Origin of the sequence: Terriglobus sp. 2YAB30_2 (assembly GCF_052114765.1) — a bacterium.
GTDB lineage: Bacteria > Acidobacteriota > Terriglobia > Terriglobales > Acidobacteriaceae > Terriglobus.
Window position 1 is genome coordinate 158,840 of sequence record NZ_JBFRFJ010000008.1, and the last position, 26,520, is coordinate 185,359.

13 protein-coding genes and 1 pseudogene are annotated in these 26,520 nt (G+C 57.5%); 8 read left to right on the forward strand and 6 right to left on the reverse strand.

The features are described from left to right. Positions 1 to 23: 23 nt before the first annotated feature. The 4 genes and pseudogenes from AB4Y89_RS13650 to AB4Y89_RS13665 all read left to right on the forward strand — a co-directional run. Positions 24 to 587, forward strand: a pseudogene (locus tag AB4Y89_RS13650) (GDSL-type esterase/lipase family protein); the annotation flags it as partial. Positions 588 to 646: 59 nt separating this feature from the next. Next, a complete protein-coding gene (locus AB4Y89_RS13655) occupies positions 647 to 1,930 on the forward strand; it encodes a helix-turn-helix domain-containing protein (protein ID WP_442301485.1) in 1,284 nt (427 codons plus the stop codon). A gap of 62 nt (positions 1,931 to 1,992) precedes the next feature. Continuing rightward, on the forward strand, positions 1,993 to 3,606 hold the full coding sequence (locus AB4Y89_RS13660; protein WP_442301486.1) for an FAD-dependent oxidoreductase: 1,614 nt from the start codon (positions 1,993 to 1,995) through the stop codon (positions 3,604 to 3,606). Between the two features lie 186 nt (positions 3,607 to 3,792). Beyond that, positions 3,793 to 7,350 carry a carboxypeptidase regulatory-like domain-containing protein gene (locus AB4Y89_RS13665; RefSeq protein ID WP_442301487.1) on the forward strand — a complete coding sequence of 1,186 codons (3,558 nt, stop codon included), beginning with the start codon at positions 3,793 to 3,795 and terminating at the stop codon, positions 7,348 to 7,350. An 81-nt stretch (positions 7,351 to 7,431) separates the two neighbouring features. On the opposite strand, the gene AB4Y89_RS13670 is transcribed toward AB4Y89_RS13665, so the two are convergent. The 6 genes from AB4Y89_RS13670 to AB4Y89_RS13695 all read right to left on the reverse strand — a co-directional run bounded on the left by AB4Y89_RS13670 (position 7,432) and on the right by AB4Y89_RS13695 (position 16,398). Next, a complete protein-coding gene (locus AB4Y89_RS13670) occupies positions 7,432 to 9,552 on the reverse strand; it encodes a VWA domain-containing protein (protein ID WP_442301488.1) in 2,121 nt (706 codons plus the stop codon). After that, positions 9,552 to 12,602 (reverse strand): carboxypeptidase regulatory-like domain-containing protein, encoded by a 3,051-nt coding sequence (locus tag AB4Y89_RS13675; protein WP_442301489.1) that lies wholly within the window; start codon positions 12,600 to 12,602, stop codon positions 9,552 to 9,554. The genes AB4Y89_RS13670 and AB4Y89_RS13675 overlap by 1 nt, the downstream gene beginning before the upstream one ends. 32 nt (positions 12,603 to 12,634) lie before the next feature. Next, a complete protein-coding gene (locus AB4Y89_RS13680) occupies positions 12,635 to 13,483 on the reverse strand; it encodes a TIGR03435 family protein (protein ID WP_442301490.1) in 849 nt (282 codons plus the stop codon). 5 nt (positions 13,484 to 13,488) lie between these two features. Further along, positions 13,489 to 14,367 (reverse strand): TIGR03435 family protein, encoded by an 879-nt coding sequence (locus AB4Y89_RS13685; protein WP_442301491.1) that lies wholly within the window; start codon positions 14,365 to 14,367, stop codon positions 13,489 to 13,491. A gap of 27 nt (positions 14,368 to 14,394) precedes the next feature. Further along, complete coding sequence (locus AB4Y89_RS13690) at positions 14,395 to 15,309, reverse strand: TIGR03435 family protein (RefSeq protein ID WP_442301492.1); 915 nt, start codon at positions 15,307 to 15,309, stop codon at positions 14,395 to 14,397. A 189-nt stretch (positions 15,310 to 15,498) separates the two neighbouring features. After that, positions 15,499 to 16,398, reverse strand: coding sequence for an Fpg/Nei family DNA glycosylase (locus AB4Y89_RS13695; RefSeq protein ID WP_442301493.1), 900 nt, complete (start codon positions 16,396 to 16,398; stop codon positions 15,499 to 15,501). 87 nt (positions 16,399 to 16,485) lie between these two features. Between AB4Y89_RS13695 and AB4Y89_RS13700 the strand changes: the two genes are divergently transcribed. The 4 genes from AB4Y89_RS13700 (at position 16,486) to AB4Y89_RS13715 (ending at position 25,878) form a co-directional block, all read left to right on the forward strand. Next, positions 16,486 to 17,244 (forward strand): TIGR00266 family protein, encoded by a 759-nt coding sequence (locus AB4Y89_RS13700; protein WP_442301494.1) that lies wholly within the window; start codon positions 16,486 to 16,488, stop codon positions 17,242 to 17,244. A gap of 346 nt (positions 17,245 to 17,590) precedes the next feature. Then, a complete protein-coding gene (locus tag AB4Y89_RS13705; RefSeq protein ID WP_442301495.1) occupies positions 17,591 to 20,758 on the forward strand; it encodes a hypothetical protein in 3,168 nt (1,055 codons plus the stop codon). Positions 20,759 to 20,864: 106 nt separating this feature from the next. Then, the gene (locus AB4Y89_RS13710) at positions 20,865 to 22,232 is read left to right on the forward strand and encodes a polymorphic toxin type 44 domain-containing protein (protein WP_442301496.1); all 1,368 of its coding nucleotides are present in this window, start codon (positions 20,865 to 20,867) and stop codon (positions 22,230 to 22,232) included. Between the two features lie 826 nt (positions 22,233 to 23,058). Then, positions 23,059 to 25,878 (forward strand): PIG-L family deacetylase, encoded by a 2,820-nt coding sequence (locus AB4Y89_RS13715; RefSeq protein WP_442301497.1) that lies wholly within the window; start codon positions 23,059 to 23,061, stop codon positions 25,876 to 25,878. Positions 25,879 to 26,520 lie beyond the last annotated feature (642 nt).

The following is a 26,520-nucleotide window of genomic DNA, read 5'->3' on the forward strand; positions in this document are numbered from 1 at the left end:
CAGGACGAGCCGCCGAGCTCGAAAAACGTTTTGCGCAGGAGCTGGCGGAGGCCAAGCCTGCCTATGTCGTTCTCTTCGCCGGCACCAACGATGCATTGAACGACGCCAAGTTTCTCACTCCATTGCAGACCAGAGAGCACCTTACCGCGATGGTCCAGCAGGCCCAGGCTGCCGGAGCGGCCGTGGTTCTGGTGACCGTGCACGATCCGGATCTCACGCGGTTGCTGGAACGTCATCGGCCGGAGGCATATGGTATTTTGCCGCCGCTGGAGCGGGTGGCCCAGGTGAACGCCGTGATCGAAGAAGTAGCCCGGACCCACCATGCGGCCGTTGTCCCATTTCACGACATTCTGCAGCAGGCCGGCGGCGCCAGTGCCGAGCTCAGTACCGATGGAGTTCACCTCACAGCGAAAGGCTACGGCATGCTGGCGGCGGCGGTACGCTCGAAGCTTCCACCGCAGATCTCTCCGAACGTTTCGATTTTGTGCATGGGTGACAGCCTGACTTATGGCATCGGCGTCCGTCCTGATGGCACTCCAGAGAGCGCCGAAACCTACCCTGCGCAACTTCGCGCTCTGCTTCAGTGACGACAACGCTGGCGACAGGAGTTTGATGACACACCCTAGGCCTGCGTAGAATGCCCTGCATGGCAACGACTCTCCCGCCGCCGGTTCAGGAATCTTCGGAGACTTCCGGCGCCATCGAAGCGCATGTGCAGCGAGTGCTGCATAGTCCGCACTTCGCCCGGGCGGAAACGCAACGCAAGTTGTTGCAATACCTGTGGGAGCATCGCTTTGAGAGTGTGAGCGAGTATGCCATCGCCACAGAGGCGCTTGGCCGGCACAGCAACTTCGATTCCACGACGGACGCGTCGGTCCGCGTCCATATCTCCCGCCTGCGCCGCAAGCTGAAGGACTACTACCAGCAGGAGACCGATGAGCCTGAGCTCCTGGTCATCCCCACCGGCACCCATCAACTGATGGTGCTTGATCATCCGGCGCCTGCGATTGTGGCGCCCTTGCCGGAGCCGGATCTCGAACTCGTAGCCGTACCGGAGGTGAAGCGGTCGGCTGTACCGTTCCTGTGCGGAGCTATTGTTCTCCTGGTCATGGCTGTCGTTTGGCTGGCCTGGAGCAACCACGTTTTACGCGCGACCAATGATCACCGGGCGCCGAATGCGTTCTGGGCCTCGTTCCTGGAGGGTTCAGCCCCGATCCGCATCATTCTACCGACGCCGATCTTGTTTTCGTTTCCGAATGCCCCGACCTTCCGTTTCCGCTCCACGATGGTCAACGACTACAGCGATATTCCAAAGGACCCTCAGTTCGAGGCGTTGACGAAGGATCTGGGAAAGCCGTCGTTGGAGCAGCCCTACACCGTATCCTGGGACACCCTTGCTGCCATCGATATGGCGCGCTACCTGGACTCGGTCGGCGCCAAACAGCGCGTCTCGTTCGATGTGACCCGTGACCTGTCTCCGATGGTCCTGGAACAGGCGAATGTGATTACCCTCGGGACTCACCAGACGCTCCAGCCGCTCCACGACTATCTACAGGCGATGAACTTCACGCTGTCGCAGTCGGAGCTGCGGGTGACCAATGCTCATCCTGCCAAGGGAGAGCAGACATCTTACGAGATCATCCGTAAGTCGAGGGACCGTGAGGTGCGTCCCTCTATTATTTCCATTCTGCCAGGCCGTGCACCGGGACTCAAAGTCCTCCTGATGCAATCTCGAGACACAGGAGCTCTGGTTGCACTCATCTCGTCTTCGGCCGGCTCCAACTCCATTGAGGAGATGTGGAGGAAAAACGGTTCACCTAAATACTTTGAAATGGTGACTTATACCGAGGTGGAGAACAATCGGGCGCTACGTACATGGCCGGTGGCAATGCATGTCTTCACCGCGCAAGCCCCTGCAAATTCAATGTAACAGCGCGTAACATACGGCTCGAAACGTGTCAGCGACGCCACTGGGATGGCAGTATCCATTTCATGACTGGATTGCTGCATCGCATATTCCCCCTTACTGCTGCTCTTCTTCTTTTCGCCCCGCCAGCCATCTCGCAAAGCGCTCCGCCGTCCGTTGACCTGGTGGTCTACGGCGGCACGGCCTCTGGTGTCATGACCGCGTATGCTGCCGCAAAGGAAGGGCTGCATGTCGTCCTGCTCGAACCTGGCACGCACCTTGGCGGCATGGTGACCGGCGGGCTTTCGGCGACCGATGTCGCGCACTATCAGATCATTGGAGGCTACGCCCGCGAATTCTACCGTCAGGCCGCCGCTCACTACGGCGTGCGCACCCTGAACAAGCACGACGACTGGCTCTCGGAGCCAAAGGTGGGAGAGGCGATCTTCCAGCAGTGGCTCAAGCAGGCGGGCGTCGAAGTTCAGTTCCACGAGCGCCTGAAGGAGCACGGCGGCGTCTCAAAGTCGGGGACGATCGTTCTCTCCATCACCACAGAAGACGGCAGGGTGTGGAAGGCGAAGACCTTTGCCGACTGCTCCTATGAAGGCGACCTGATGGCGCAGGCGGGCGTGCACTATACCGTCGGCCGCGAGGGGATGGAGGTCTATCACGAAGATCTCGCTGGGGTTCGCGTCGACACGCCCAAACATCAATTCCTGTGGAAGATCTCGCCCCTTGATGAGAAGGGAAAGCTGATGCCCGAGGTCGATCCCAGTCCGATGGGGGAAAACGGCGCGGGGGATAAGAAGGTGCAGGCCTATAACTTCCGCATGATTCTGACCGACTCTCCGGACAACAAGCTGCCGTGGACGAAGCCGGAAGGGTATGACGCCTCCAACTTTGCGTTGCTGGCGAAGTACCTGGGCGAGTGGAAGCAGCACATCCATCGCGAACCGACCTTCCGCGACGTGATGAACCCGGTCATGATCCCCAACCATGAGGCGGACTTCAACAACAACGGCGCGTTCTCCAGCGACTACATCGGCAAGAGTTGGACCTACCCCGACGCCGGCTATGCCGAGCGTCAGAAGATCTGGGACGACCATCTGCTCTATACCAAGTCGTTCCTCTGGTTCCTGGCCTCTGACCCGCGGGTGCCGAAGCAGCTGCAGGCGGAGGTCAACAGTTGGGGCCGGGCGAAGGACGAGTTTCTCGATACGGATGGCTGGCCCAACCAACTCTACATCCGCGAAGGGCGCCGCATGGTCGGCATGTACGTCATGAAGCAGGCTGACCTGCAGACCGATCGCACCAAGCCTGACTCCATTGCCATGGGTTCCTATAACAGCGACTCGCACAACATTCAGCGCGTCGCCATGCCCGACGGCGGTGTCCGGAACGAAGGCGATGTGCAGGTTTCGGTGAAGCCTTATGAGATCGCCTTTGGAACGATTCTTCCCAAAAAGGAGGAGACGGCGAACCTGCTCGTTCCGGTCTGTCTCTCCGCATCGCATGTCGCCTACTCCTCCGTCCGGATGGAGCCGCAGTACATGATGCTCGGTCAGGCTGCGGGCGTGACGGCTGCGATGGCGGTTCAGGGCAAGACGGCAGTTCAGGAGATTGATGTGAAGGCTCTGCAAAAGCGCCTGCGCGAGCAGAAGGCCATCCTCCATATCGATCAGGAAGAGTCTGGCGAATAGCTCTGAATGCCGCTAACCCGCTGAAAACACGGATGCTGTTACGTAACGTAACAGCTTGGAACTTCACCGGCATCGACCCGGGAACGAATAGTTAGCAAGCCATGAGGGAGAACCGGCGATTCCTTTTCTTTGGGAATCGCCTCCCTTGGACTCAGGACAAATTGCAGTGCTTATGAGGCCTAACCTATGAAGCAAATTCTCAAGACGCAAGGTCGTTGCCTTGGCCTTCTCCTTGTACTTCTCCTTCTCGTTCCGTCTATGTTGCGGGCGCAGGTCGCGAACGGTGTCATCACCGGACGTCTGACGGACAGTACCGGCGCTGTGATTCCCAACGCCCAACTTACCCTTACTAAGACCGATACCGGTCTGACGTTGACGACGCAGAGCAACAGCGACGGTATCTACTCTTTCCTCTCGCTTCAGACGGGTCCCTACAAGGTGCAGGTCTCGCAGTCTGGCTTCAAGTCGGCGGAGACAACGCTGACTCTCAGCGTTGGTCAGACCGCCAACATCGATCTTGCGCTTGAGATCGGCTCCAGCACTGAGACCATCAATGTTGAGTCTGCCGGCATGGCCGATCTCGAGACCAGCGATGCGACCATCAGTTACACCGTCGGGACCCGGCAGGTCAGCGATCTTCCGCTGAACGGCCGTAACCCCTATGGTCTGGCGGCGCTTTCACCCGGTATCGCGCCCGGTGGTGGCTTCGGACAGGGTGTGAGCCAGACACGCGGCGCCGTGGTGGCCGCGGGTACGAACAACTTTGAATCCAACGGTGGCGCCGCCGGTTCGAACGAGATCTTCTTTGACGGCGTGCCAGTAACGGTCTGCTGCCAGGGCCAGCCCGCGCTTACCCCTTCGGTTGAGGTGGTCGATCAGTTCAAGGTCATCACCTCAGTGCCTTCGGCGCAGTTCGGGCGTTCTTCCGGCGGCATTCTGAATATCGTATCGAAGACCGGCACCAACCGGATCCACGGCACGGCCTATGACTACCTGCGCAATGAGAAGCTGGATGCGGCGCCATACTTCCTGAAGTACAACAACACACCGCCGATCCGTGGGCGTAACGACTTCCGCGCGCCGCACAAGTTCAATCAGTATGGCTTCTTCCTGAACGGTCCGGTATGGCTGCCGAAGATCTATAACGGCCGCGAGAAGACCTTCTTTACCTTCGGGTGGGAGGCAGCGCGTAACGTGCTGTATAACGCGGTGACGACAACTGTACCCACGGCGTTGCAGCGTCAGGGTGTGTTTAGTGAAGCCCCCGGAATGATCTACGATCCGTACAGCACCAGCGGAAACACACGTCAGCCTCTGCCTGCCGGTTGCAACTCGACCGGATGCTATGGCGCTGGCAAGCTGGTGCAGAACATCAATCCTGTCTCGCAGAAGCTGCTGCAGTTCCTGCCGCTACCTAACCTGTCGGGAACAAGCAACAACTATGTTTATGCCAACCGCACCAGCGACCAGGTAGATCAGTTCAACTTCCGCGTCGACCATAACTTTTCCCCATCGCAGCGCGTCTTCGTACGCGGTACGCGCGATACGAATACACACCACGAGAACGACCTCTTCAATCAAGCGAATGGTCCCAGTGGCATCAATCAGACCTTGCGCGCCTATTTGTTTGCGGTTGGTGATACCTGGACGATTACGCCGAACCTTCTGTTGCAGACCAACTATGGTTTTGCTTACCAGAAGAACTTCCAGATTCCTCAGAACTATACCGGCTACAAAGCATCTGACTACGGTTTTACAAACCTCGATTCGCAGCAGCAGCTTCCTGGTCTGCCATTTGTGGGCATCAGTGGCTATGCCAATATGTCACAAGCGGCTAACACTAACCGTTGGGAGCACTACAGCCACTTCCTCGAATCGACAGCAGTGTGGCAGCACGGCAAGCACACCCTGACCTTCGGTTACGATGGCCGTCTCATCCTTGAGCATCAGCAGAGCGCCGGCAACGGTCCAGGTTCTCTCTCGTTCGACACGACGCTCACGAATGGCCCCAATGTCACCAGCGCGGCGGCTTCTAATCAGGCGCAGTTCGACTCCTTCGCGGCCTTCCTGATGGGAACCTTCACCAGTGCCTCGATCGTTCGTCAGGTAAAACCGGCATATGACTCCTGGTATCACGCCATGTATGTGCAGGAAGACTGGCGTGCGACTTCGAAGCTGACGATGAACTTCGGTCTGCGTTATGACCTCGAGACCGGATATCGTGAGCGGCATAACCAGTGGGCTGACCTGGACTTGTCAGCATCGAACCCGCTTTCGAGCTCAGCGCTGCCGTTCACGGGCGGAGCGCGTTACCTCGGCAGCAATTTCCCCGACCGTACGTGGAAGACGTCCTACAACAAGTTCGCCCCCCGCATCGGCCTTGCCTTCCAGGCGACCAATAAGACGGTGTTGCGTGCAGGCTATGGCCTGATGTATCTGCCGACATCGCAGCGCTTCTATGGCACAGGTACGCTTGGCTACTCGCAGCAGACACAGACGAACTTCACCAGCACCAGCGTTCCTACGACCACAATTGCAAATCCATTCCCATCGGGTGTGTTGCTGCCTGCGGGACCGAGTGCCGGTGTGACTGCCGGAACGGGTACCTCTGTCAGCGGCGCAATTTATAACAATCCATTGCCGTACTTCCAGCAGTTCAACGCAGGTGTCGAGGAGCAGGTCGCCAATGGCGTCGTGGTTCACCTCAACTACGTCGGCAGCCACGGTGTGCACCTGCCCATCAACTACCGGCCTAACGATCTGCGCGATCAGTACTGGGGAGCTCCCGGTAGCCAGTCGCAGATTGACTACCTCAACGCATCGGTAACGAACCCGTTCTACGGCAACTCGCTGGCGGGGCCACTTGCGACTCCCGCAACGGTGCAGCGGGTGCAGTTGCTCTCGCTCTATCCGCAGTACACACCGAATACCGGGATGTCGAACGGTTCCATCACGGTTGCCCAGATGGGAATCGGCGCCTCCATCTTCCATGCGGTGCAGGCGTTTGTCACCATCCAGCGCTCGAAGAATCTTTCGGCTACCGTCAGTTACACCTTCTCGAAGTTGATGGGAAATACTTCACCCCTGCTAACGGGATTCCTCAACGCGAATGGAACGCCTGGTATCCAGAACAGCTATCACATTCAGGATAAGGAGTGGTCCGTGATGGCCACCGATATCCCGCATCGCATCGTTGCAAATGCCAATTACTCGCTGCCGTTCGGACGTGGGCAGGCATTCGGCGGCAATGTCAGCGGATGGCTGAACCAGGTGATCGGCGGATGGAAGCTCAACAGCATCGTCTCAGTGCAGTCGGGTTATGCGCTGGGTATCACGCAGACGGGCGGTCAGGCTTACTCTGGATCTCGTCCCTTCTTCGTCTCCGGCACTGATCCGCTTACCTCGGGCGATGTCCGTCAACGCCTTGGTGGTAATGGACAGACGCAGAGCTACTTCAACCCCAACGCCTTCCGCAAAGCAACTGCCTTCGAGCTGGGCAACGTACCTCGCACCTCCGGACGCATGCGCAGCCCAACCGGTTTCCAGGATGATCTGTCGCTGTTGAAGGACTTTACCATTCACGAGCGTCTCGGGCTGCAGTTCCGCTTTGAGGCCTTCAACCTGCTCAACAAGGTGCAGTTTGGCGTGCCAAATACTCAGGTCGGTTCGTCGACCTTCGGAAACATTACGTCACAGGCAAACTCTCCGAGGAATATACAGACGGCGTTGAAGCTGACGTTCTAAGCAGCCCGTGCATTCGTTGCCCCATTCTTTTGCGAAGCAAAAGAATGGGGCAACGGGAGTATCGGTTCCGAATTGTTTTAGTTACTGCACTTCAACCTTGGCTGACCAGAAGAAGCTCTTCTGATCGGTTGCGCCCAGGACAGTTATCTGGCATTGGTACTCGCCGGGTTCAAGCTGGTCCAGCGGAATCGTCATGGCGATTGGGGTCGTGTGCAGTTGTGTGCTTCCGGCGTTCGATGCAATGACCGTCGGTGTCTGCATGGCAACCTCCTGCTTCCCATCGTGAGTACGGAAGAAGGTGGCATAGGCCAGCAGGGGCTCTGGTGGAGTAGTGCCCTGCTGGTAAGCCTGCAGAAAGATGGTCGCCGGTCGCGCATGGTGGAAGACGCGCGTGACCGAAGGGATCAGCTTCTCTCCGCCCAGCATCAGCGGATTGACGGCATCGTTCTTTGCCTGCTGCTTCTGTTTTTCTACATTGAACAGAGCCTGTGAGGCTGCCACACGCTGGCTGCTCAGAACCACAGAGCTTATGGCAAGGCGTTCGACCTGCTTGTTGAGGTTCGGCACTGTGAAGTTGGCCTGGTAGGTTCCAATGCGTCCGGTCTCATTGTCGCGGGCGAGGAACTTGATCAGATATTTGCCGGGCAGCAGCGTGAAGCCGGCGTCGTATTGGATCGGGCGGCGAGCCAGCTCCTGTGCGGTGGAGTCCGAGAGCTTGATGTCGACAGAGTCACGCAGGTTCTGCACGGTGGAGCCGTAGCTGTCCTTTACTTCGCCGATGAAGTCAATCAGCGTATGCTGCGAGCCGCGCTTCTTAGCCAGCGCCAGCTCGCGTCCCGGGATTTTTACGGCGATGGGGACGAAGTATTCGGCACGGTTGAGCTGGAAGTAATTCACTTCCATCGCGATGGTGAGGTCCGTGACCGGGTCAGGCTGCATCAGCGCATCTTCAAGCTGGCGCTCTTTGTCTGCAGTATTGAACTTGGAGTAGTCCTTACCGGCATAGTAGCCCTGGCGGTATTCGAGGGTAGCTTCCTGTCCGTTGTTCAGCGTGATCTTGATGCGGCGGAACTTGCCGTCCTTCTCTCCATTGGTCGTGTAGTAACCGAGGAGATAGTAGCTGGACATGGCCTCCTGCGCGTTGCGGATGCCGCGGGTGAGATCGTTGTTATCCAGCAATGCCTTTCCGCCCGTGTCGGAGGCCAACGCATAGAGGGTGTCCTGCGACTGGACGCGCATATTGGTGACCGAAGTTGCGGATGCTCCGGTGTACATGGCCAGTCCGCCTGGTGAGCTTTGCGTGGCATCGCCCATGGGCGGAGTGGCGACCAGGCCGCGCGCATCGATCGGCCAGAAGGAGACCCCTGCACGGATGGCTGCGTTGGTGGTGGCATGCATCTGTGCCTGGTTGTTCAGGCCATTCAGGCTCAAGCCCGAACCGAAGTAGAGCAGCGACTTCTTCTCACTCAACCGTCCCAGCATCTCGGCGGCAGTCTGCAGAGCTGCGAGCTGGCGGTCGGTATTGAAGATGTTGAACTCGGCATCGTCCTGTCCGAAGGCTGCTCCGGGATCGGAGGTGTCGTCGCCGGAGTTATCGCCTGCCATGCCCTGACCCTCACCGACAATCATGGTGCTCAGGATGGAGAGGAGGCGGTTACGGTCAGCAGAGAAGTCCTGCAGTACATCCACGGAGCCGCCGCCGTAGCGCAGGAGCGCCACAAGATCCTCCGGAAGCATCTGTGTGCGAATGAATTTTTCGGCAGCCTGCAGGGCTCGCAACTGGTCAGGCGGCGACATCGATGTCATATCGAAGTACATCGCCAGCAGGCGATGATCGCGATACTTCGGTGTCCCAGCGGACTCGGCGGCGATCTGCGTGCGGCTGAGCTTGTCGTAGATCTTTATCTTCTCGTCGTTCTTCGCCGGTTCCAGTGGCACAACCGCGGATGGATCCGAGAGCTTCTGGAACTCGAAGAGGCGGATGCTTTGCTCCGCGCCATTCTCCGTGATGGTGAAGTCCTTCGCCGTCAGCCCGGGGATTGTGTTGCCCTTCTTATCTTTGACGGTCAAGGTCTCGACGACAAGGTTCGACGTCACCTTCATGGTGAAGACCTGGTCCTGCCCATCGACCTGCGGCTTGTTGGTGCCGGTCTGTTGGGCGGTGAGCGTCGTTGCGAGCAGCAGCGGCAGAAGTTTGCGCATTAGAAACGAAGCCTCGAGACGAATTGCACGGTACGCATATCATTGACGGCCGCGGGAAGGCCGAACTGGGTGGAGGTAAGCGTGGTGTTCCAGCGAGTAAAGGCAACGTGATTCAGAGCATTGGTCACATCAGCACGTATATCCAGGTTCATGTCGCTCTTCAGGCGGAAGGTGCGTGCGAGTGATGCATTCAGGCGAAACTGACCAGGGCCGGCAATGGAGTTACGGCCTGCATTGCCGAAGGTACCGGCGGCGGGCGTGGTAAATGCTGCGGGATTCAGATGCAGCCCTGCAGGCGCGGCGTAGACATCTGCACCTGTCAGTTGTGCGCGCAGGTTGTTGCTAACTCCGGTGCCGGGTGTAGCGACGGGATAGATTGGTGTCTGGGGCTGTCCGCTATTGAGCAGGATCTGACCAAGCACCGTCCACTCTTTGAGCGCCGTGCCTGCCTTGCCGCTCATCAGGGTGCCCCCCCCGATGCCCATGCCGGTGGTGTACTGCGCTGACAGCGAGAGCGTGTGCCGCTGATTGAAGGCCGAGCGTCCGCGTTCCGCTTGCAGGTCGCGCCAGTTCTGGGCAACAGTCGTGTCGTTCTTGGTTGTGGGAGCGGGTACGGCAAAGGGATTCTGCGAGGTGGCACCCGTGCCGGACGATGCGTTCTGTCCACCGAGGAAGGATGCATTGTCGATGGCGTTGGCGTAGGTGTAGTCCAGCGATGCGGTGAATCCGTTATGCAGACGGCGGCGAAGCTGTACCTGACCGGCATGACGTGTTGAATTGCCACCCGACGTCAGATAAGTGAAACCGTTCGGGCATGAAGGGCACAGATCCGTGCCGCCATAGGCGTAGGTGTTCGGCAGGATCTGTTGGGCCGCGTGCGTGCCTTTCAGGCCGTTGTAGGTGGCGGTCAACTGCAGCGAGAACGGCAGATCACGTTGAATGGCGAGCTGCCAATCCTGTACATAGCCAGCACGGAATCTCGGATCGACGGCGAAGGTGTTGGAGGTGATGCCAGCGCAGTTCTGAAAACCGTTGGCCAGGGTGATAGGGCAGGTGCTCGAACGTTGCACAGACAAGGAACGCGAGAGCGGCGCCTGCTGTGCCAGCTTCAGGGCAGTGGTCTGGTAGACAGAGCTGTCGAAGTAGATGCCATAGCCAGCGCGCACGACAACCGATGATGCAGGAATCGGCCGCCATGCGACCCCGATGCGTGGCTGGAAGCCTTTGCGGAAGGGGTGGATGAGCGAGTCAGGATAGTGTTGTCCTGTCAGGCTGCCGGTTGGGGAGGAGGCCAGCACCTGCGAGACAGCAGAGAAGTCCGGCAGGATGTCGAGATTTACCATGCGATCTTTCAGCTCAGTGATGGGCGCTCCGTACTCCCAGCGGACACCTGCCTGGACGGTGAAGGTCGGCGTCATGCGGAAGTCGTCCGTGGCATAAGCCATGATGACGTTCTGGCGGAAGTACTTATCGGGGTTGCCGGTAGCAAGGGTGCTGGTATCAGGCACGCCGATCAGAAAGCCTGCGAGATCGTTGCCGGTGGCCGTGCCGGTAAAGCTGAACGAGCCGCGCGGGTTCTCCTGCGTGAAGTAGTTGAACTGCTGACGCCGATACTCGCCGCCGAAGGTCACGTTGTGGCGTCCGCGATTCCACTGCATGGCGCCGGTGATGGTCTGCGTCTGGTTGCGGTTGTATGCGGGAATCCCATCGGTCAGGCCGGCGATACCGCTGGCGAAGGAAAGCGTCGGGGGGCCGTAGTTGAACGGATCCTGGTTATTGCCGGAGATGCCTGCATTGCCGGAGACGTTGGTGCGGTCCTGAAAGTTGGCAGAGGAGCGCTGTGTCTGCCGCGCGAACTTATAGCCGACATTGAAGGACCAGCGGCCGTTGATGCGGTGCGACCAGTTCACGCCTCCGGCTAGGCCGAAGCTCTTCTGGTGGTCAGTAAACTGGAAGAGCGTGTTCGACGAACTGCGGATCGACTGGAAGTTGAAACTACCGTAAACCTGGTTCTTTCGGCTGACTGTCTTGTCGACGCGCGCCTGCAGGGCATCCTGGTGTGAGCTGCTTAGCAGTGTCGTCTGATAGTTGTAGCGCGTGCTTCCGGAGAGATTCGGCAGCGGATAAAACTGCAGCAGCGATGTCGCCTGGGGCGAGACCGGGACCTGATTGTTGGTGTAAGGAAGTCCGGTTGCCGGATTGATGATGGATGTGGCGGCTGAAGATAAATCGCCATTGCGCTGTGCTTGCGTCGGCACCAGCGCAGAGGAAGAGCTGGCATTGCTGTTCCGTGTCCATTGGTACGCAAGAAAGAACGTAGGTGCATTGTTGCGGTTGGTCAGATGCGGAATACGCAATGGTCCACCGAGCGTGGCCAGGCCGGTGAAACGGTAGTAAGAAGGCTTGGGGACATCAAGACCCGTGATCGAGTACTGCTTCGCGTCGAGGATGGAACTGCCAACACTCATGATTCCGATACCGCCGTTGTAGAGCGAGCGGCGGTTGTTACGGCGATTGCCGATGGCGGCAAACTGCGCGAAAGGCGAAGATGCTCCGTTGTTCACGCTGCCATTGATCAGCAGACCATCGTTGTTACGTGCTTCCTGTGTCGCAGGAGGTGGCGGCGCGGCGGCGGCATCCTCTTTGGTATCGGGGCCCTTCTTTGCAGGCGTGGGCACGGCGGCAGTAATCACTGGAGCAATCGGCTGATCCGCGGGCTGTGCATGAATCTCCGCCAGAGGCAGTAGCTTCAGCTCGAACTTGGTCGCATCCGTCGCACTTGAGGTTACGTTCACCTCCTGCGTGACGGTAGTAAAGGCAGGCTTGCTGATACGGATCGACCACGCGCCGTCAGCGATGTTTGAGAGGGTATAAAAGCCCTGTTCGTCCGTGACTGCCGTGACAGTAGTGCCCGCATGAGTAGCGGTGATAACAGCGCCAGGAACGGGGAAGCCGCCATAGAGAACCTGCCCCCGCTGTTCAGCGGCGAAGGCGGCACAGGGCACGAGAACGTATGCGCAGAGAGAGCGGAGTGTGCGTATCAGAGTCATCCAATGGCTTTCTTGTGCTGCGGAACGTCAGGTTAGTTTTCTGTAGGACGTTCGATATGGTTGATCGCAACCGCTGCCACAGTACCTTTTTGTGATTCGAGCTTTAGACCGAGTTGTTCCTGCAATGCTGTGAACAGGGTTGGGCCTGTCTCGGCGGTGGTTGTGCCGGTTCCATCTGAGGCAGAGTTGGACTGCGGCGTCCAATGCAGCTTCCAGTCATACTCGCCAGGCATGTTTGTTTTATCGACGACCACACGCCCATCAGCCTCAGGCATGCGGGAGATCACACTGGCAACCAGCTCCATGGTGGCGGCCTGGGCCTCCACATCACCCGGCCCATGGCCCTGCCATCCACGGAACTTCCGTTGTTCTCCGGACGCCAGTGGCGGCGTGGGAGTGATCTTCGGTCCACCCTTTGTGACGACCAGCGCATAGATCGGTACTTCGGCTGTTTGCGGTGTGGCTTCTAGATGGAAGCGCTCTATCAGCATCTGTCGCATCATTGACCGCAGTGCTTCAAAACGGCCCTCGAATGCCATCTTCATCAGCGCGGCGCTCTCGGCCTCGTCTTCCTGAGCATCGATCTCATACCGGTCTGTCTTCACCCAGTCGGGAGCGTTCAAGAGTTGCGAGTCCGACTTCAGATCGTAGGCGAACTTGATCACATCCTTCAGCGGAATGTTATGTGCAACCATCTTGCCCTGATTGAAGTTCAGGGAGTTGCCAGTAGAGCCATGCGGTGTGGGCTTGATGACGACAACCTCAAACTTCGCACCGGTGGAGGGTTTTATCGACGCCACCTCGTAGACATAGCGGGTCTGCCCATAGCCTGCTATTGAACTGAATAGCAGGCAAGCCGTAAGAATGTGGCGTCGACTCATGGTGCTCAGTTCTCCGTCGGACGTTCCAGATCATCAATCACCAGCAGGTCTACCGGAGCCTTAGCCTGCTCCACTTTCAGACCGAGCTGTTCCTGCAATGCGGTAAAGAGAGTTGGTTTTGAGGTATCGGCTGTTGGAGCCGGCGCGGGATTGCCATCTGCTCCGTGAAAGCTATTTTGCTGTCTCTCGGGCGACCAGTCCAGTGTCCAGTCGAACCTGCCGGGAAGATTAGTCCGGTCCAGCACCACGCGGCTATCCATCTCGGTCATGTGCGAGAGCTGGTAGGCGAACATCTCCATGCTGCCGTTGGTCACAACCATGTGCCCGTTGTGTGTGCTTGAGCTGGTTCCACGGTCCTGGGGTTTAGCGTTAGGGTCGGCGCCTGGCGGCGGAGGGGGAGGAACGGTCGCTTTCAGCTTGCTGCCGCTTTTGGCAACCGTAAGGCTATAGACCGGTAGCTCTTTCTTCTCCCAATGGAACTTCAGGTGGAAGCGGTCTTCGAGCAGCGCCTGCATCATCTCCTGCTGCCACTTCTGACGTTCGTCGCGGGGGAGACTTTTCATCGCAGCGGCTGTCTCTTCATCCACCTTGGCATCGATATTGAACCGCTCTGATTTTGCCCAGTCGGGCATATTTTCGATCTGTGATTCAGACCGGATGTCGAAGCCCATCATCAGAACCTGCCGCACCAGAACGTTTTCGCACCGGATGCGATACGGTGTGGTGTTGACGCTCGTACTATCGTTTGCCGCGGCTGATGGCTTTACCGAAACAACTTCGAAGCTGTGCTTCTGCTGCCCAGCCTGAGGCGGACTCTGGGCATAGGTAGCCAGAGCGCTGCCCAGAACGCCGCCCAGCACGGCAGTTGCAAGAAGTCGATGCATGGCGATGGATACGCAGGCGGCCACGGTTTAGTTCGCTGTCGGGTGATCCAGATTTTCAACGCGGTAGCTCGTCACCAGGTCTTTGGCGGTCTCCAGTTTCAGGCCAAGCTGCTCCTCCAGGGCGGTAAAGAGCGTCGGACCGCTGGTGTCGGCCGCCGGCGGCGGAGGAGCTCCACCGTCTGCTCCACGGAAGGCGGGCGCCGGCATCTCCGGGGTCCACTTCAGCGTGAAGTCATAGTGTCCGGTCAGGCCGGTCTTGTCGACGACCACGCGTTCGCTGGCCTCAGGCATGTGAGAGATCACATTCGCAATCATGCCGGTTGTGGAGTCGGTTCCGGTCAACTCGCCCCGGCTGTTCATCATCATGCCCCGCCTCATGCGTTGAGGTCCTCCGGCGCCCGGCTCGGCAGCTGGTTTCGGGCCCGGCCCCGAATCAGGACCGGCATTCTCACCTGGCGGCGGAGCAGCCGATGGCTTCATCTTCAGTCCGCCCTTTGCCACCACCAGTGCGTAGACGGGCTGTTCTTTCTGTTCCTTGGCCAGCTTCAGGTGCAGCCTGTCTTCCAGCATCTTCTGCACCATGCGGCGCGTGGCATAGCCTCGCTCTTCCTCGGGCAGCTTTCGCAGGGCCCGGGCCTCTTCCTCGTCCTGCCTGGCCTCGATGTCATAGTGCTCCTGCTTTGCCCACTCCGGCAGGCCGCTTAACAAAGAGGGAGATTTGATCTCGTAGGCGAAGTTGATCAGCTCCACCAGGGGCATGTTCTTCGCATGCAGGACTCCATCGGACATCTGCATCATCATGCGCCGTTCTGCCGGATCGCTGGGCTTGATAGTGGCGACTTCAAAAGCTGGCTCGGGCCTGGCGGCCTGCTGTGCCGCAGCGATGCACGTAACCGTGACGCACGTAACCGTACAGAGGAAGAGAGCAGGAAGACGGTTCATGAGATTTCCTCGATGTGTTTCCTTGGACAGCGCCATCGGCGCATGGTTAGGTGCAAGGCCAAAATTTTCTCCGACTTAGAGCATTTTCCCTGTTGCTGGGTATCCCGGAAAGGGTGTGCAGCGGCGTTTTCATTGCGGAAAACGCCCATAGATACGGAAGCCCTACTCTACGCCTACAGAGAAAATGCTCTAGCGGCGTTTCAATGCATCCAGCTCGTCCAGGGTGCGTGGCCAATCCTTGCCGAGAAGGCGGGAAAGACTTCGGTCGGCCAGTACCCGGCCCTCGGTCTGACAGGTCGCGCAGTAGTTGGTCTCGTTATCCGCGTAGCGGATGCGCTGCACCGGCGACCCGCACCGCGGGCACGGTTTGCCGAAGCGGCCATGTACGGCCATCTCCGGGCGAAAGGCGGTGACCTTCTCCGGGAACTTTTCCTCGGCCTCTGCTTGCAGCCGGTCGATCCATTGTTGCAGCGCTGTGCGGGTTCCGTCATAGAGCCCCTGCCATTCCTCCTCGCTCAGCTTGCCGGTCTGGAGGATGGGTGAGAGCCGGGCCGTCCATAGAATTTCGTCAGAGTAGGCATTCCCGATGCCGCTCACAATCCGCGGATCGGTCAACGCGCGCTTGAGCGTCCGGTTCTCAACGCTCAGCGCGGCGCGGAACTCCTCCGGTGTCGCGGTCATTACGTCGATACCGCCGGGGTCCATCTCCAGCAGTGCGGCCTCGCTCCGCACCAGGTGCAGCGAGGCTCGCCTCTTGGTGCCGGCCTCCGTTAACAGGAGTGATCCATCCTCGAAGTCGAAGACGGCAAGATTGATCCTGCCACCGAGTTTGGCTCCCGCGGGCTTCCAGTGCAGACGGCCGGCGATCATCAGGTGCAGCACCAGGAAGAGGTCGTCCTCCAGAACGAAGACGATACGTTTGCCCACCCGCCGCAGTGCGAGGACTGTCTTGCCCTCGGCTTTATAGATGGGTGGGTCGGCTGTCCGCAGAAGGGATGGTCCCTGAATCCGTACCTGCAGCAGGCGCTTGCCCACGACCCGGGGAGTGAGGGCGTGGAGATAGGCAGCGATATCAGGCAGCTCCGGCATGGCACCAATATCTTATGGAAACGGGGAATTAGGGAACCGGCTTGAACGCTCCGGCGTAGAATCCACTCGAAGGAGCGACCCATCGCCATGCAAAGCCGTATTACCGGAACCACCATGCCCGTTCTCGAGTTCCTGCTCGAGCCCGGCGAAACCGTCATCTCTGAAGCTGGAGAACTCTCCTGGATGTCGCAAAGCATCCAGATGCAGACTCACACGCAGTTCGGGGGCGGAGGCGGTTTCTTCGGCGCGATCAAGCGTATGGCCGGCGGCGGATCGCTCTTCATGACCGAGTATCGGGCCCTCAACTATCCCGGCGAGGTGGCCTTTGCGACCAAGGTTCCGGGTCACATTGTTCCGGTGGAGGTCTCTCCCGGCCACGAGTACCTGATCCATCGGCACGGCTTCCTCTGTGCGACCTCGCAGATACAGCTTGGCGTCGGCTTCCAGCAGTCGCTTGGTGCCGGCATCTTTGGCGGCAGCGGCTTCATCCTGCAACGGGTGAGCGGTCAGGGCACGGCCTGGCTGGAGCTTTCGGGCGAGCTCGTCATCAAAGACCTTCAGCCCGGAGAGATCCTGCGCGTCCACCCCGGCCACGTCGGCGCCTTCCACGCAAATGTGAACTTCCAGATCACCACCGTCCCGGGCATCAAAAACATGCTCTTCGGCGGTGACGGCATCTTCCTGGCCCAGCTCACCGGTCCCGGACGTGTGTGGCTGCAGACACTACCGCTTCCGCGTCTGGCGCATGCGCTGCAGGAGTACATGACTGTGGAGCGTGCACGCGAGAGCGGCGAAGCCGGCGCGATTGGAGCGATTGTCGGTTCGGTGTTGAGAGATCGTTTCTAAGGTGGATGCGACCCACGCTCTGGGTGCCCCATCCATCGCTACTCACCCCAACGAACGAAGTTCGCCGGGACCCCTCCGCGCGTTCATAAGCTCGCATCAACTAAAGAAGGTCAATCCCACTCCATCCGTTGGGCCTTCGCCCCGTCGCTCTGCAAGGGCGGCTATGACTGAGAAGTGGAGTTGTTTTGGGAAAATGATCAATGCAGTTTGTTTCAGCCCTCTTCCGCAGATGCATATAAGTCTGATATTGATAGAGACGCAGTATGAGTCGATCCTAGAATCACAAAAGTAAGAAATTCGTAGTTTTTCTCCCTCTCTGTGCGCAATCGAAAGGTTGCTCCAGAAAATGAAGACTGTTGTTCGCATTGCGCTGTTTCTCTGCCTGTCCATATCAGTCGTCGCCCAGAATACCGGAACTGGTATTTATCCATTCGGGGCGTATGACGGGAATGGTCTTGACACCGTCAACATCGGAAATCTGAATGTTCATTTCGAACTTCCCGTTGTCAGCCGGCCGGGTCGCGGCCTCGCGTTCAATTACGCACTGAGATACGACGGTCTGATCTGGTCGCCTCTGGGAAATGCTTGGCAGCCGGACCACCAATGGGGATTTCACGGCAATGTCGGCGACGGCTTTATTGGCTTCCTCACCTACTCGACCTCGACCGCTTCTTGTGATTTATACGGCGGAGGCACCTATCCGGGAACCTACTATACGAACATTGCATATCATCAAGCGGAAGGAATCGTTCATCCATTTAATTATGAGTTGAAACAGTGCGGYGGCGGGGCTGCTTCAGTTGTAGATGGCGATGGGAAGGCCATCGACGGTTCCGGATATTCGCTAGACAACACTTTCGTTGTGCACACGCCTACCGGGAGCATTATCGATGCACCAATGAGCGCCGGCGGCTCGGGCTCAATTACAGACAGCAATGGCAATACAATTTCGGCCAATGGAGATGGAACATTCACAGATACGTTGGGCGTTACCGCACTAGCCGTCACAGGCAGTGGCAATGCTGGAAGCCCGCGTTACTTTACTTACCCCGTAACCCGCCAATCGGGGGGTGCGACATCGGCAAGCGTAAAAGTGACCTATCGCAGCTATACGGTCCAGACGAACTTTCAATGCGGGGGAATTAGCGAATATGGTCCGGCGACTGTTGACCTTGTAGACACGATCGAATATCCAGATTCTCCCTCCGACAAGTACTCCTTCCAATACGAAAACACGCCGGGGATTGGAGGATCCGTGACAGGACGATTAAAGTCCATCACGTTGCCAACAGGCGGCACGATAGATTACTCCTACAGTGGCGGCTGCAATGGAACAGGCATTTCTTCCGATGGCGCCCCCGTGGTTCTTACCAGAACCACTGTTTCCGGATCAAAGACTTTTACCCGAGCCATAACCGGCGCCGGAACTTCAAATACAGATGTTGTCGACGAGGCTAATAAGCTCCGGTCATTTGAGTTCTCAGCAAACGTTGAAAACAATCTTCCCTACGAGACCCGGCGGCGCATCTGGGACGGATCGACTAATACGACAACTCCCCTGATGGAGATGAACACTAGCTTTTTCTTCAACTACGCAGGGCCAGCACATACGCCATTACTCCGACGTGTGACGACAACCTCATACAACGGAGGCTCGCAGGTTTCCGTTCGCTACAACTACATAGGGCTTGGTGGGCTTGTCGGTAGTTGGTTCAGCTTCGATCCGCCGACTCCAAGCATTACGTTGGAGAGCTGGGGCGCCAGCCACGATATGTATGGGAATGTAATAAACGCAAGCTACTCCTCAGGAAGCAATATTCTGTCGCAGGTCATCAATGGATACAATGAGTCGTCTGTCGTCCCAACTTCAGGACTTCCCCAGCGCGGAACGTCTCAAATCGAACGGGGGAATTTGACATCTACATCCGTATGGGCAGGTGGTTCCACTTGGATCAGCACCACTTACACCAACTACGATACGGGCGCTCGCAAATCCGCCACGTTCAATAATCTGGAGACTGATTATTCCTATGACGCGACCCAAGCCTTCGTAACCGGACTCAGTACCCAGACGTCCGGCAACTCCGCCGTCAGTTCGCTGTCTACTTCCAGCACCTACGACGCTTCTTCGGCTGCGCAGCTCACGTCTACGGGGTACAACTCCGGGCAGACGACGGAAATAGTTCAATATGATCCGCTGATGCGTCCAAAGGACGTGACGACTCCGGGCGGTGGTGAGGTTCTATACACCTATACGCCAGGAAAAATTACGGTACAAACCAAGCTCAACAGTTCGGAGTGGTCCACGCAGGAGACCTTCTTTGACAACTACGGACGACGGGTACGCAACGCTGTGAGCAGTACTTCGTCAAACTGGTACCTGACTGATTCCTGCTACGACGCCACCGGTCACTTGCAGTCTACGAGCGCGGCCTACTCATCCTCCTCCGATACGGGAAGCTCACAATGTACCTCCAACAGCACTAGCTACACGTACGATGGCCTAGGTCGCGTGCTCACGATTTCCCGCCCGGACGGCTCCTCGGTTACGAACACCTACTGGTCCCGTGCAGTTAAAACACAATCTAATCCCGGAAAAGGGACTATCACCCAATACGACCTCATCGGGCGAATCAAGGAAGTGTGCGAACTCACAGGTACAACCTTTACGAACTCAGGCGCGCCCTCTGCTTGCCCAACCGACATCGCAGGAACCGGCTATAACTCGCACTACGACTACGATGATGTCAATCATAAGACGACGATTACGCAGGGTAGCCAAGCCCGCGTATTCCAAACGGATGCAGCAGGTCGAACGATTCACACCGAAGAACCAGAACGTGGGAATACAGACTACAGCTATTCCTACAATTCAATTGGTTTAGTGGTAACCCGTACCCGCCCTCGTGCGAATCAAACGGATCCAAATGTGAAGACCACGGCGACGATGCAGTACGACGCACTAGGGCGCCTGAATTCGCTCATCTATGATGACGGAAAGACCCCCACTAAGATCTATAGCTATGATCAAGCGACGGGATGGGGCGGAACGAACCTAGGTTCGTCGAAAGGGACGTTGACGAATGCACATGCTTCCATCGGCGCGATATGGATGGAGAGCGAATTCCTCTACGATTCCGCCAGCCGTATAAGTATCATCGGGCAATGCCTGCCTGACTGGTGCGGTAATCCAGCGCACGACGTGTGGCGGGCTTATTCGTATGACCTCGCTTCGCGACTGACCCAGGAATCATACACAACTTCTGTCGGCTATTTCCCGGTGCGCTACGGCTACAATCTCGCAGGCCAGTTGACTTCGATCAATGGGGGGCAGAACGACTCCACGAATGCTGACCTGATCTATAGCGCTGCTACCGTAAGTCCATTTGGCGTTTCGGCATCTGATTTCGGCAACGGCTTGAAAGGAGTCAATCACTTCGAGTCAAGCGGGCGGATAAGTGGGACATATGTCTGCGCAGGGAGCTATTCGGTCGACTGCGCGGGGGGGGAGTAGTGAACTGTACGGATTTTCATCCGGACCAGTTGGGGGACAAGTAAATTGGAGATGCGACACCATCGAAGGCAACTGTCTCGACTACACCTATGATGAGTTTGGGCGCTTGAAACACGGCAGTTCGTCAGGGACAGCCATCTCCGACTATTCCTATGATCGCTATGGCAATCGCTGGCAGCAGACTTCTTACAACGGTGGTTTGACAACGGCTTTGAGTTTCAACTCTGCCAACAATCAGATCAATAGTTCCGGCTATGTCTATGATGCTGCCGGAAATCTCACCCAGGACCCAAATCATAGCTATCAATATGATGATGACGGAAAACTGCTATCGGTTGATGACGGAGCAACCGCATCGTACATCTACGATGCATTCAATCAGCGGGTAAAGTTTGCGGACATAAGGGGGATCTATCGGTGCGGGTTCGATCTGTTCTCCCGGCGAGCTACGATTTGGTACGATAACGGCACCACCGCTCTGTCGCAATACTATGCAGGCGATTCCCCGATAGCGTATTGGTTGAACGGTGATATTTACTATCAACATCAGGACCTTGTGGGCACGGAGCGGGTGAGGACCAACAAATCCGGAACGGGTGCCGTAGCTCAATTCCAATCGGCTGAATTCGGGGACAACTATACGACACCGTCTTCAGATACCAACCTTCCTCATTTTGCCGGTACCGATCATGACTTGGGACAGGGAAATTTCACATTGGAACATGCTGCGTTTCGCGAATACGCTCCTTCCTACGGGCGCTGGATGAGTCCCGATCCCTACGATGGCAGCTACAACATCTTCGACCCCCAGAGCTTCAATCGTTACAGCTATGTGCAGAACAACCCTTTGGCACTTAATGATCCACTCGGTCTAGAGTCAGGCTGCGTTCGAAGCACGATCTCCTACTATGACGACAACGGGGTCGCTCACGCAATACCGGTGAACCCGGACCCTCGTTGCTTCAACTGGGACGACATGGGAGGAGGCGACAAATTGGGTCGCCCAAGCTGGCGTTTCGCTGATGGCATAATGGGTGGCTATTCCGTTGGTACTAACGTTTGTTCGGTACCGCTCGCGCCATCAAAAGTGTCAGTTAATACAAATATAAAGTTTGCGAATGTCCTTCACCTATTCGGCGTCGTAAACCTTCCCGTGTTTTATGAACTGGTACGAAACAAGGGTCCGATGGACTATAAACAAGGAACTTACTCTCTTTCCGACACCGGACAACTCGGACCGTCACCCTATGCTGATTTCGGGAATTTCAACTACGGTGCTCTCGGCGCCGCTTTTGGAATACCTCAAAACATCCTTTTGAGAGGTGCTGGATACGCACAAGGACAGGCAGGCACATCAACCCCCGAATGGGGTAATTGGAGAGGGGGACCACCCTATGGAGATGATCCAAATGACCAAGCCCAAATCATTGCTGGGTATAACTATTACAAATCTGGCTGCTATAAGAAAACCTAGCTTGATATTGCATGCGGCTTTGGCGGTGCTATGCCTCACGGGGTGCAACAATTGCGACAACACTGTGAAGTCTAAGGTGGTTTCGCCCGACGGTCGACTAATCGTTCGTACATGCGAACGTAACTGCGGTGCTACGACTGATTTCAGCTCTGTCGTGAATCTTCAGAGTGCATCGGCTAAGTACGATTCAAACGACGGAGTGTTGTTTATAGCAAAAGGGCGATACGATATATCGGTTAAGTGGATGGATTCAAAGAGCCTTCTCATCACTTGTACGGGCTGCTCCCGTCCAGATATTTTCCGTGAGGTCGGCGCCATCGGAGATATTGATGTGAGCTACCTGTTGAACCCCAAATAAAAAGCATCTACCCAGTCACCGTTCAAGGCTACTGAGGCAAGCGCCCGCAGACGAAATATGGACGTATGTTGTCGCGCAGGGTATGCAGGTGATGAAGGTCGTAATCAGTGTGACCCAAATGTGTCCATTCTCGGTCGCTTTCCGCGCCAGGACGGTGCTCCAAAGAGAGCGCCGTTCCACATGTTTAAAGCACTCTTAGTAGCATGCGATCAGAGCGGGATTGCGGTCCGAAAGGGCGCGAAACTGCACAGATGTCCTGCACAACATCTGCACAGCCAAAAAGCGCCTGCTTAAGTCACGCAGAAACAGTGATATACGGAAATCAACTCACACCTGCGGGATGACAAACAAAAGGTGTGCGACACGTCCTGGGGCGGGACCGGTAATCGAGGGTTGCGTTTCGTGGGTCCGGTCAGTAAGACTCAGGGTATAGCTCAAGCGCTCTACCTGAAAGGCCCTTCATCACTGATGCGACCGAACGCCCTGCTGCACCCTGCTTTGTCTTTGCTTCTCACCGCCACCCTGGTGGCGCAGAGTGCGCCGCCTCCGCTGGCCGGCACCGCTTTGCCTCCGGCTTCGGCGATGCCGTTGCCCTATGACCGCGGCTCGGCGGCCGTTTGGCAGGGCCTGCAGAAGCTGAGGACCCGCGCCAGCCTGCTGACCGTCAACGCCCATCCCGATGACGAGGACGGCGCCATGATGGCCTATGAGGCGCGCGGCAAGGGCGTCGATGCTTCGCTGTTTGTCCTGACGCGTGGCGAGGGTGGCCAGAATGTGATGTCCGGCGACTACTGGGATCAGCTCGGTCTGGTCCGGACGCAGGAGCTGCTCGCCAGCACCGGATACGAAGGCATTCATCTTTACTTTGGACGCTTTGCCGACTATGGCTTTTCCAAGACGCTGGAAGAGGCGCACAAGCAGTGGGGGCATGAGACCGTGCTGCGCGATGCTGTCCGCATCGTGCGTATCCTGCGGCCGATGGTGGTGACGTCAAGCTTCAACGGCAACTTCGCCGACGGACATGGACAGCACCAGGTCTCCGGAGAGATGGCACAGGAGGTCTTCAACGCCGCTGCCGATCCCAACATGTTCCCGGAGCAGATCAAGGAAGGTCTTCTTCCCTGGAAGGTGCAGAAGGTCTATGCGCGTGTCCCGTTTGCGCGCGTGACCGAGAAGGGCATCTTTGACTACGCCACCACCCGCTGGGAGCCGGTGGTCTTCCATAACTACGTCAATACTACGGATATCAAGACGCTGCCTTCGGTCACCGTACAGGTGCCGGTCGGCGACTACAGCTACGTGCTGGCCAACAACTATTCGGCGATCGCGCGTGAGGGACTGGCACAGCAGCGCTCGCAGAACGGTGGTATCGGTCCGGCTCTGCCCGCTCCGCAAAACTCGGCTTATCATCTGTGGGCCACGAGGGCTACGACGAGCATGCCGGAGAAGGAGAGCGATTTCTTCGAAGGCATCGATACCACTTTGCCGGCGATTGCCGATTATCTTCCGGCAGCGGAGCGCAACCCATGGCAGCAGCAACTGATACGCCTTGCCACGACGGTTGCGGATGCAGGCACGCACTTCGACCCGGCCGATCCCGGCAAGGTAGTGCCTATGCTTGCCAAGGGGTTGGAGCAAACGAACAAGCTGCTTGCCGATCTGGATGCGGCAAAGCTTCCCGAAGAAGCCGCGTACAACATGAAGCACGAGCTGCGGGTGAAGCAGCAGCAGTTCCAGACCACGCTGGCAGCCGCGCTCGGTATCTCGCTTACAGCGTTCACCGGCCGTCCGCCGGCGACTGGTCCCGCAGGCCCGGGTGGCCCTGCCGGTCCTTCGGACTTGTCGCAGACAGCCCTTCCCGGGCAGACGGTGCAGGTAAATCTGCACGTCGCCAACATGGGCTCGCAGGAGGTTGCGGTGCATGTTGCGCCGCTCAATATCTATGACGGTAAGACGGTGCGGGAGATTGGTGAGGGGGCCGCGGAGCTGGAGAAGCTCGCAGGCGGAAAGGTCATTGACCGTCCCATCAGCATTCAGGTGCCGGAGACTGAGCCCTACACCAAACCATACTTCACGCGCAGCAGCCTGGAGCAGACTGTCTACGATGTGCAGAATCCAGCCGCGCTCGCGATGCCGATCGAACCGTATCCGCTCAGCGCTGTGATTCACGTGCAGTACGACGGCGTCACCTTCCCGGTCGCGGCGACGGTGCAGACGCAGCATCGCTACCTCGGCTACGGCACTGTCTATGAGCCACTGCTGATTGCTCCCGCGATTTCGGTTACGGTCTCGCCGCATGCGGGTATTGTTCCTATGGCGGCTACCAGCTTTACGTTGAATGTGAACGTGCGCTCGAACGTGAAGGGACCGGCGAAGGGAGAGCTGATGCTCAACCTGCCTGCGGGCTGGACCTCCTCACCAGCGAAAGCCAGCTTCAGCGCCATGCGCGACGGCGATGAGCAGAGCATCAGCTTCCAGGTGACGCCGAAGTCGGTTGAGACAAAAGCGTATACGCTTACCGCGGTCGCAACCTATAACGGCAAGCAATATACGGATGGTTACGTCACGACCGGGTATACGGGGCTTCGCCCGTATCCGTCGTATCGCGATGCGGCATATCGGACGACGGGCACGGATGTGAAGATTGCGCCCGGCCTCAAGGTGGGGTATGTGACCGGCACTGGCGATGAGGTGCCGCAGACGCTGGCGGACTTCGGCATCCATCCCACATTTCTTTCCCCGCAGGACATCGCCAAGACCGATCTCTCGGCCTACGACGTCATTCTGCTGGGCATCCGTTCCTATGCGGCCCGGCCGGAACTGCGTACCTTCAACAATCGCCTGCTCGACTACGTACAGCAGGGTGGCGTGGTGATCTCGCAGTACCAGACCAACGAATACGACCATAACTTCGGTCCGTATCCCATCACGCTGGGCGGGGAAGGGGAGCGTGTGGTGGAAGAGGACTGCAAGGTGACCATCCTCGACGACAAAGACCCTGTCCTGAACTGGCCCAATAAGATCACGACGGCCGACTTTGATGGCTGGGTGGAAGAGCGCGGTCATGGCTTCCTGCAGAGCTGGGATGCGAAGTACACGGCGCCGACGGAGATGCACGATACCCAGATGGACCCGCAGAAGGGCGGCCTGATCTATGCCCGCTACGGTAAGGGTGTGTATGTGTATATGGCGTATGCATTCTTCCGCCAGATGCCGGATGGCGTTCCGGGAAGTTTCCGCATCATGGCGAATCTGTTGAGTGTGGGGAAGAATAAGAGTTTGAAATAGTTCTTGCTGTTATCCAGGTGAATCGGCTGTCCGAAGCGGGCAGCCGATTTTGTTTGCTCGCGTAATGGACGGATGTGGCGCTCAAGTTTTCGTACGCGATTTCAAGTGAAGCGTTACCTTTTGGCGCAGAACTGCTATCAGTCCCTCATCCATGTACTCATAGTTGTCAGGAATGCCAAGGACGATGAGCTTCCGCGTTCTCATAAGTGATGAGAATCTTTCGTTCAGTCTGCGCTTATGAACGGTCTCCATCGCGAAGATGATGTCTGCCCATTCAATCAAGTCAGCAGATACTACGGTCTCGGCATCCGGGCTGGTCCCAGCGGAGGCTGTTTCTATATCCGGCAGATCTGAGAACACGACCTCTGCAGTCGGACTGCGCAATCTATTTCTGCTGCAAACGAAAAGAACATTCACGGGGTACAGCATATCGAGATTGCAGCCCGCCTGGAGAAAAGACCGGGATAGGCATATCGCCAATAAATAACAATTTCAGCCAATGAAAATTAACTTGCACGGCCCCTGCGTGCATGTATAGAGTGACTGGCGGCCGATCTCACGCCGATTTTGAGATACACATCAGAGAGCGGCCTCGGATATCACGCGCATCCGCGCGAATGTATACGTGTACATTTTGCACTC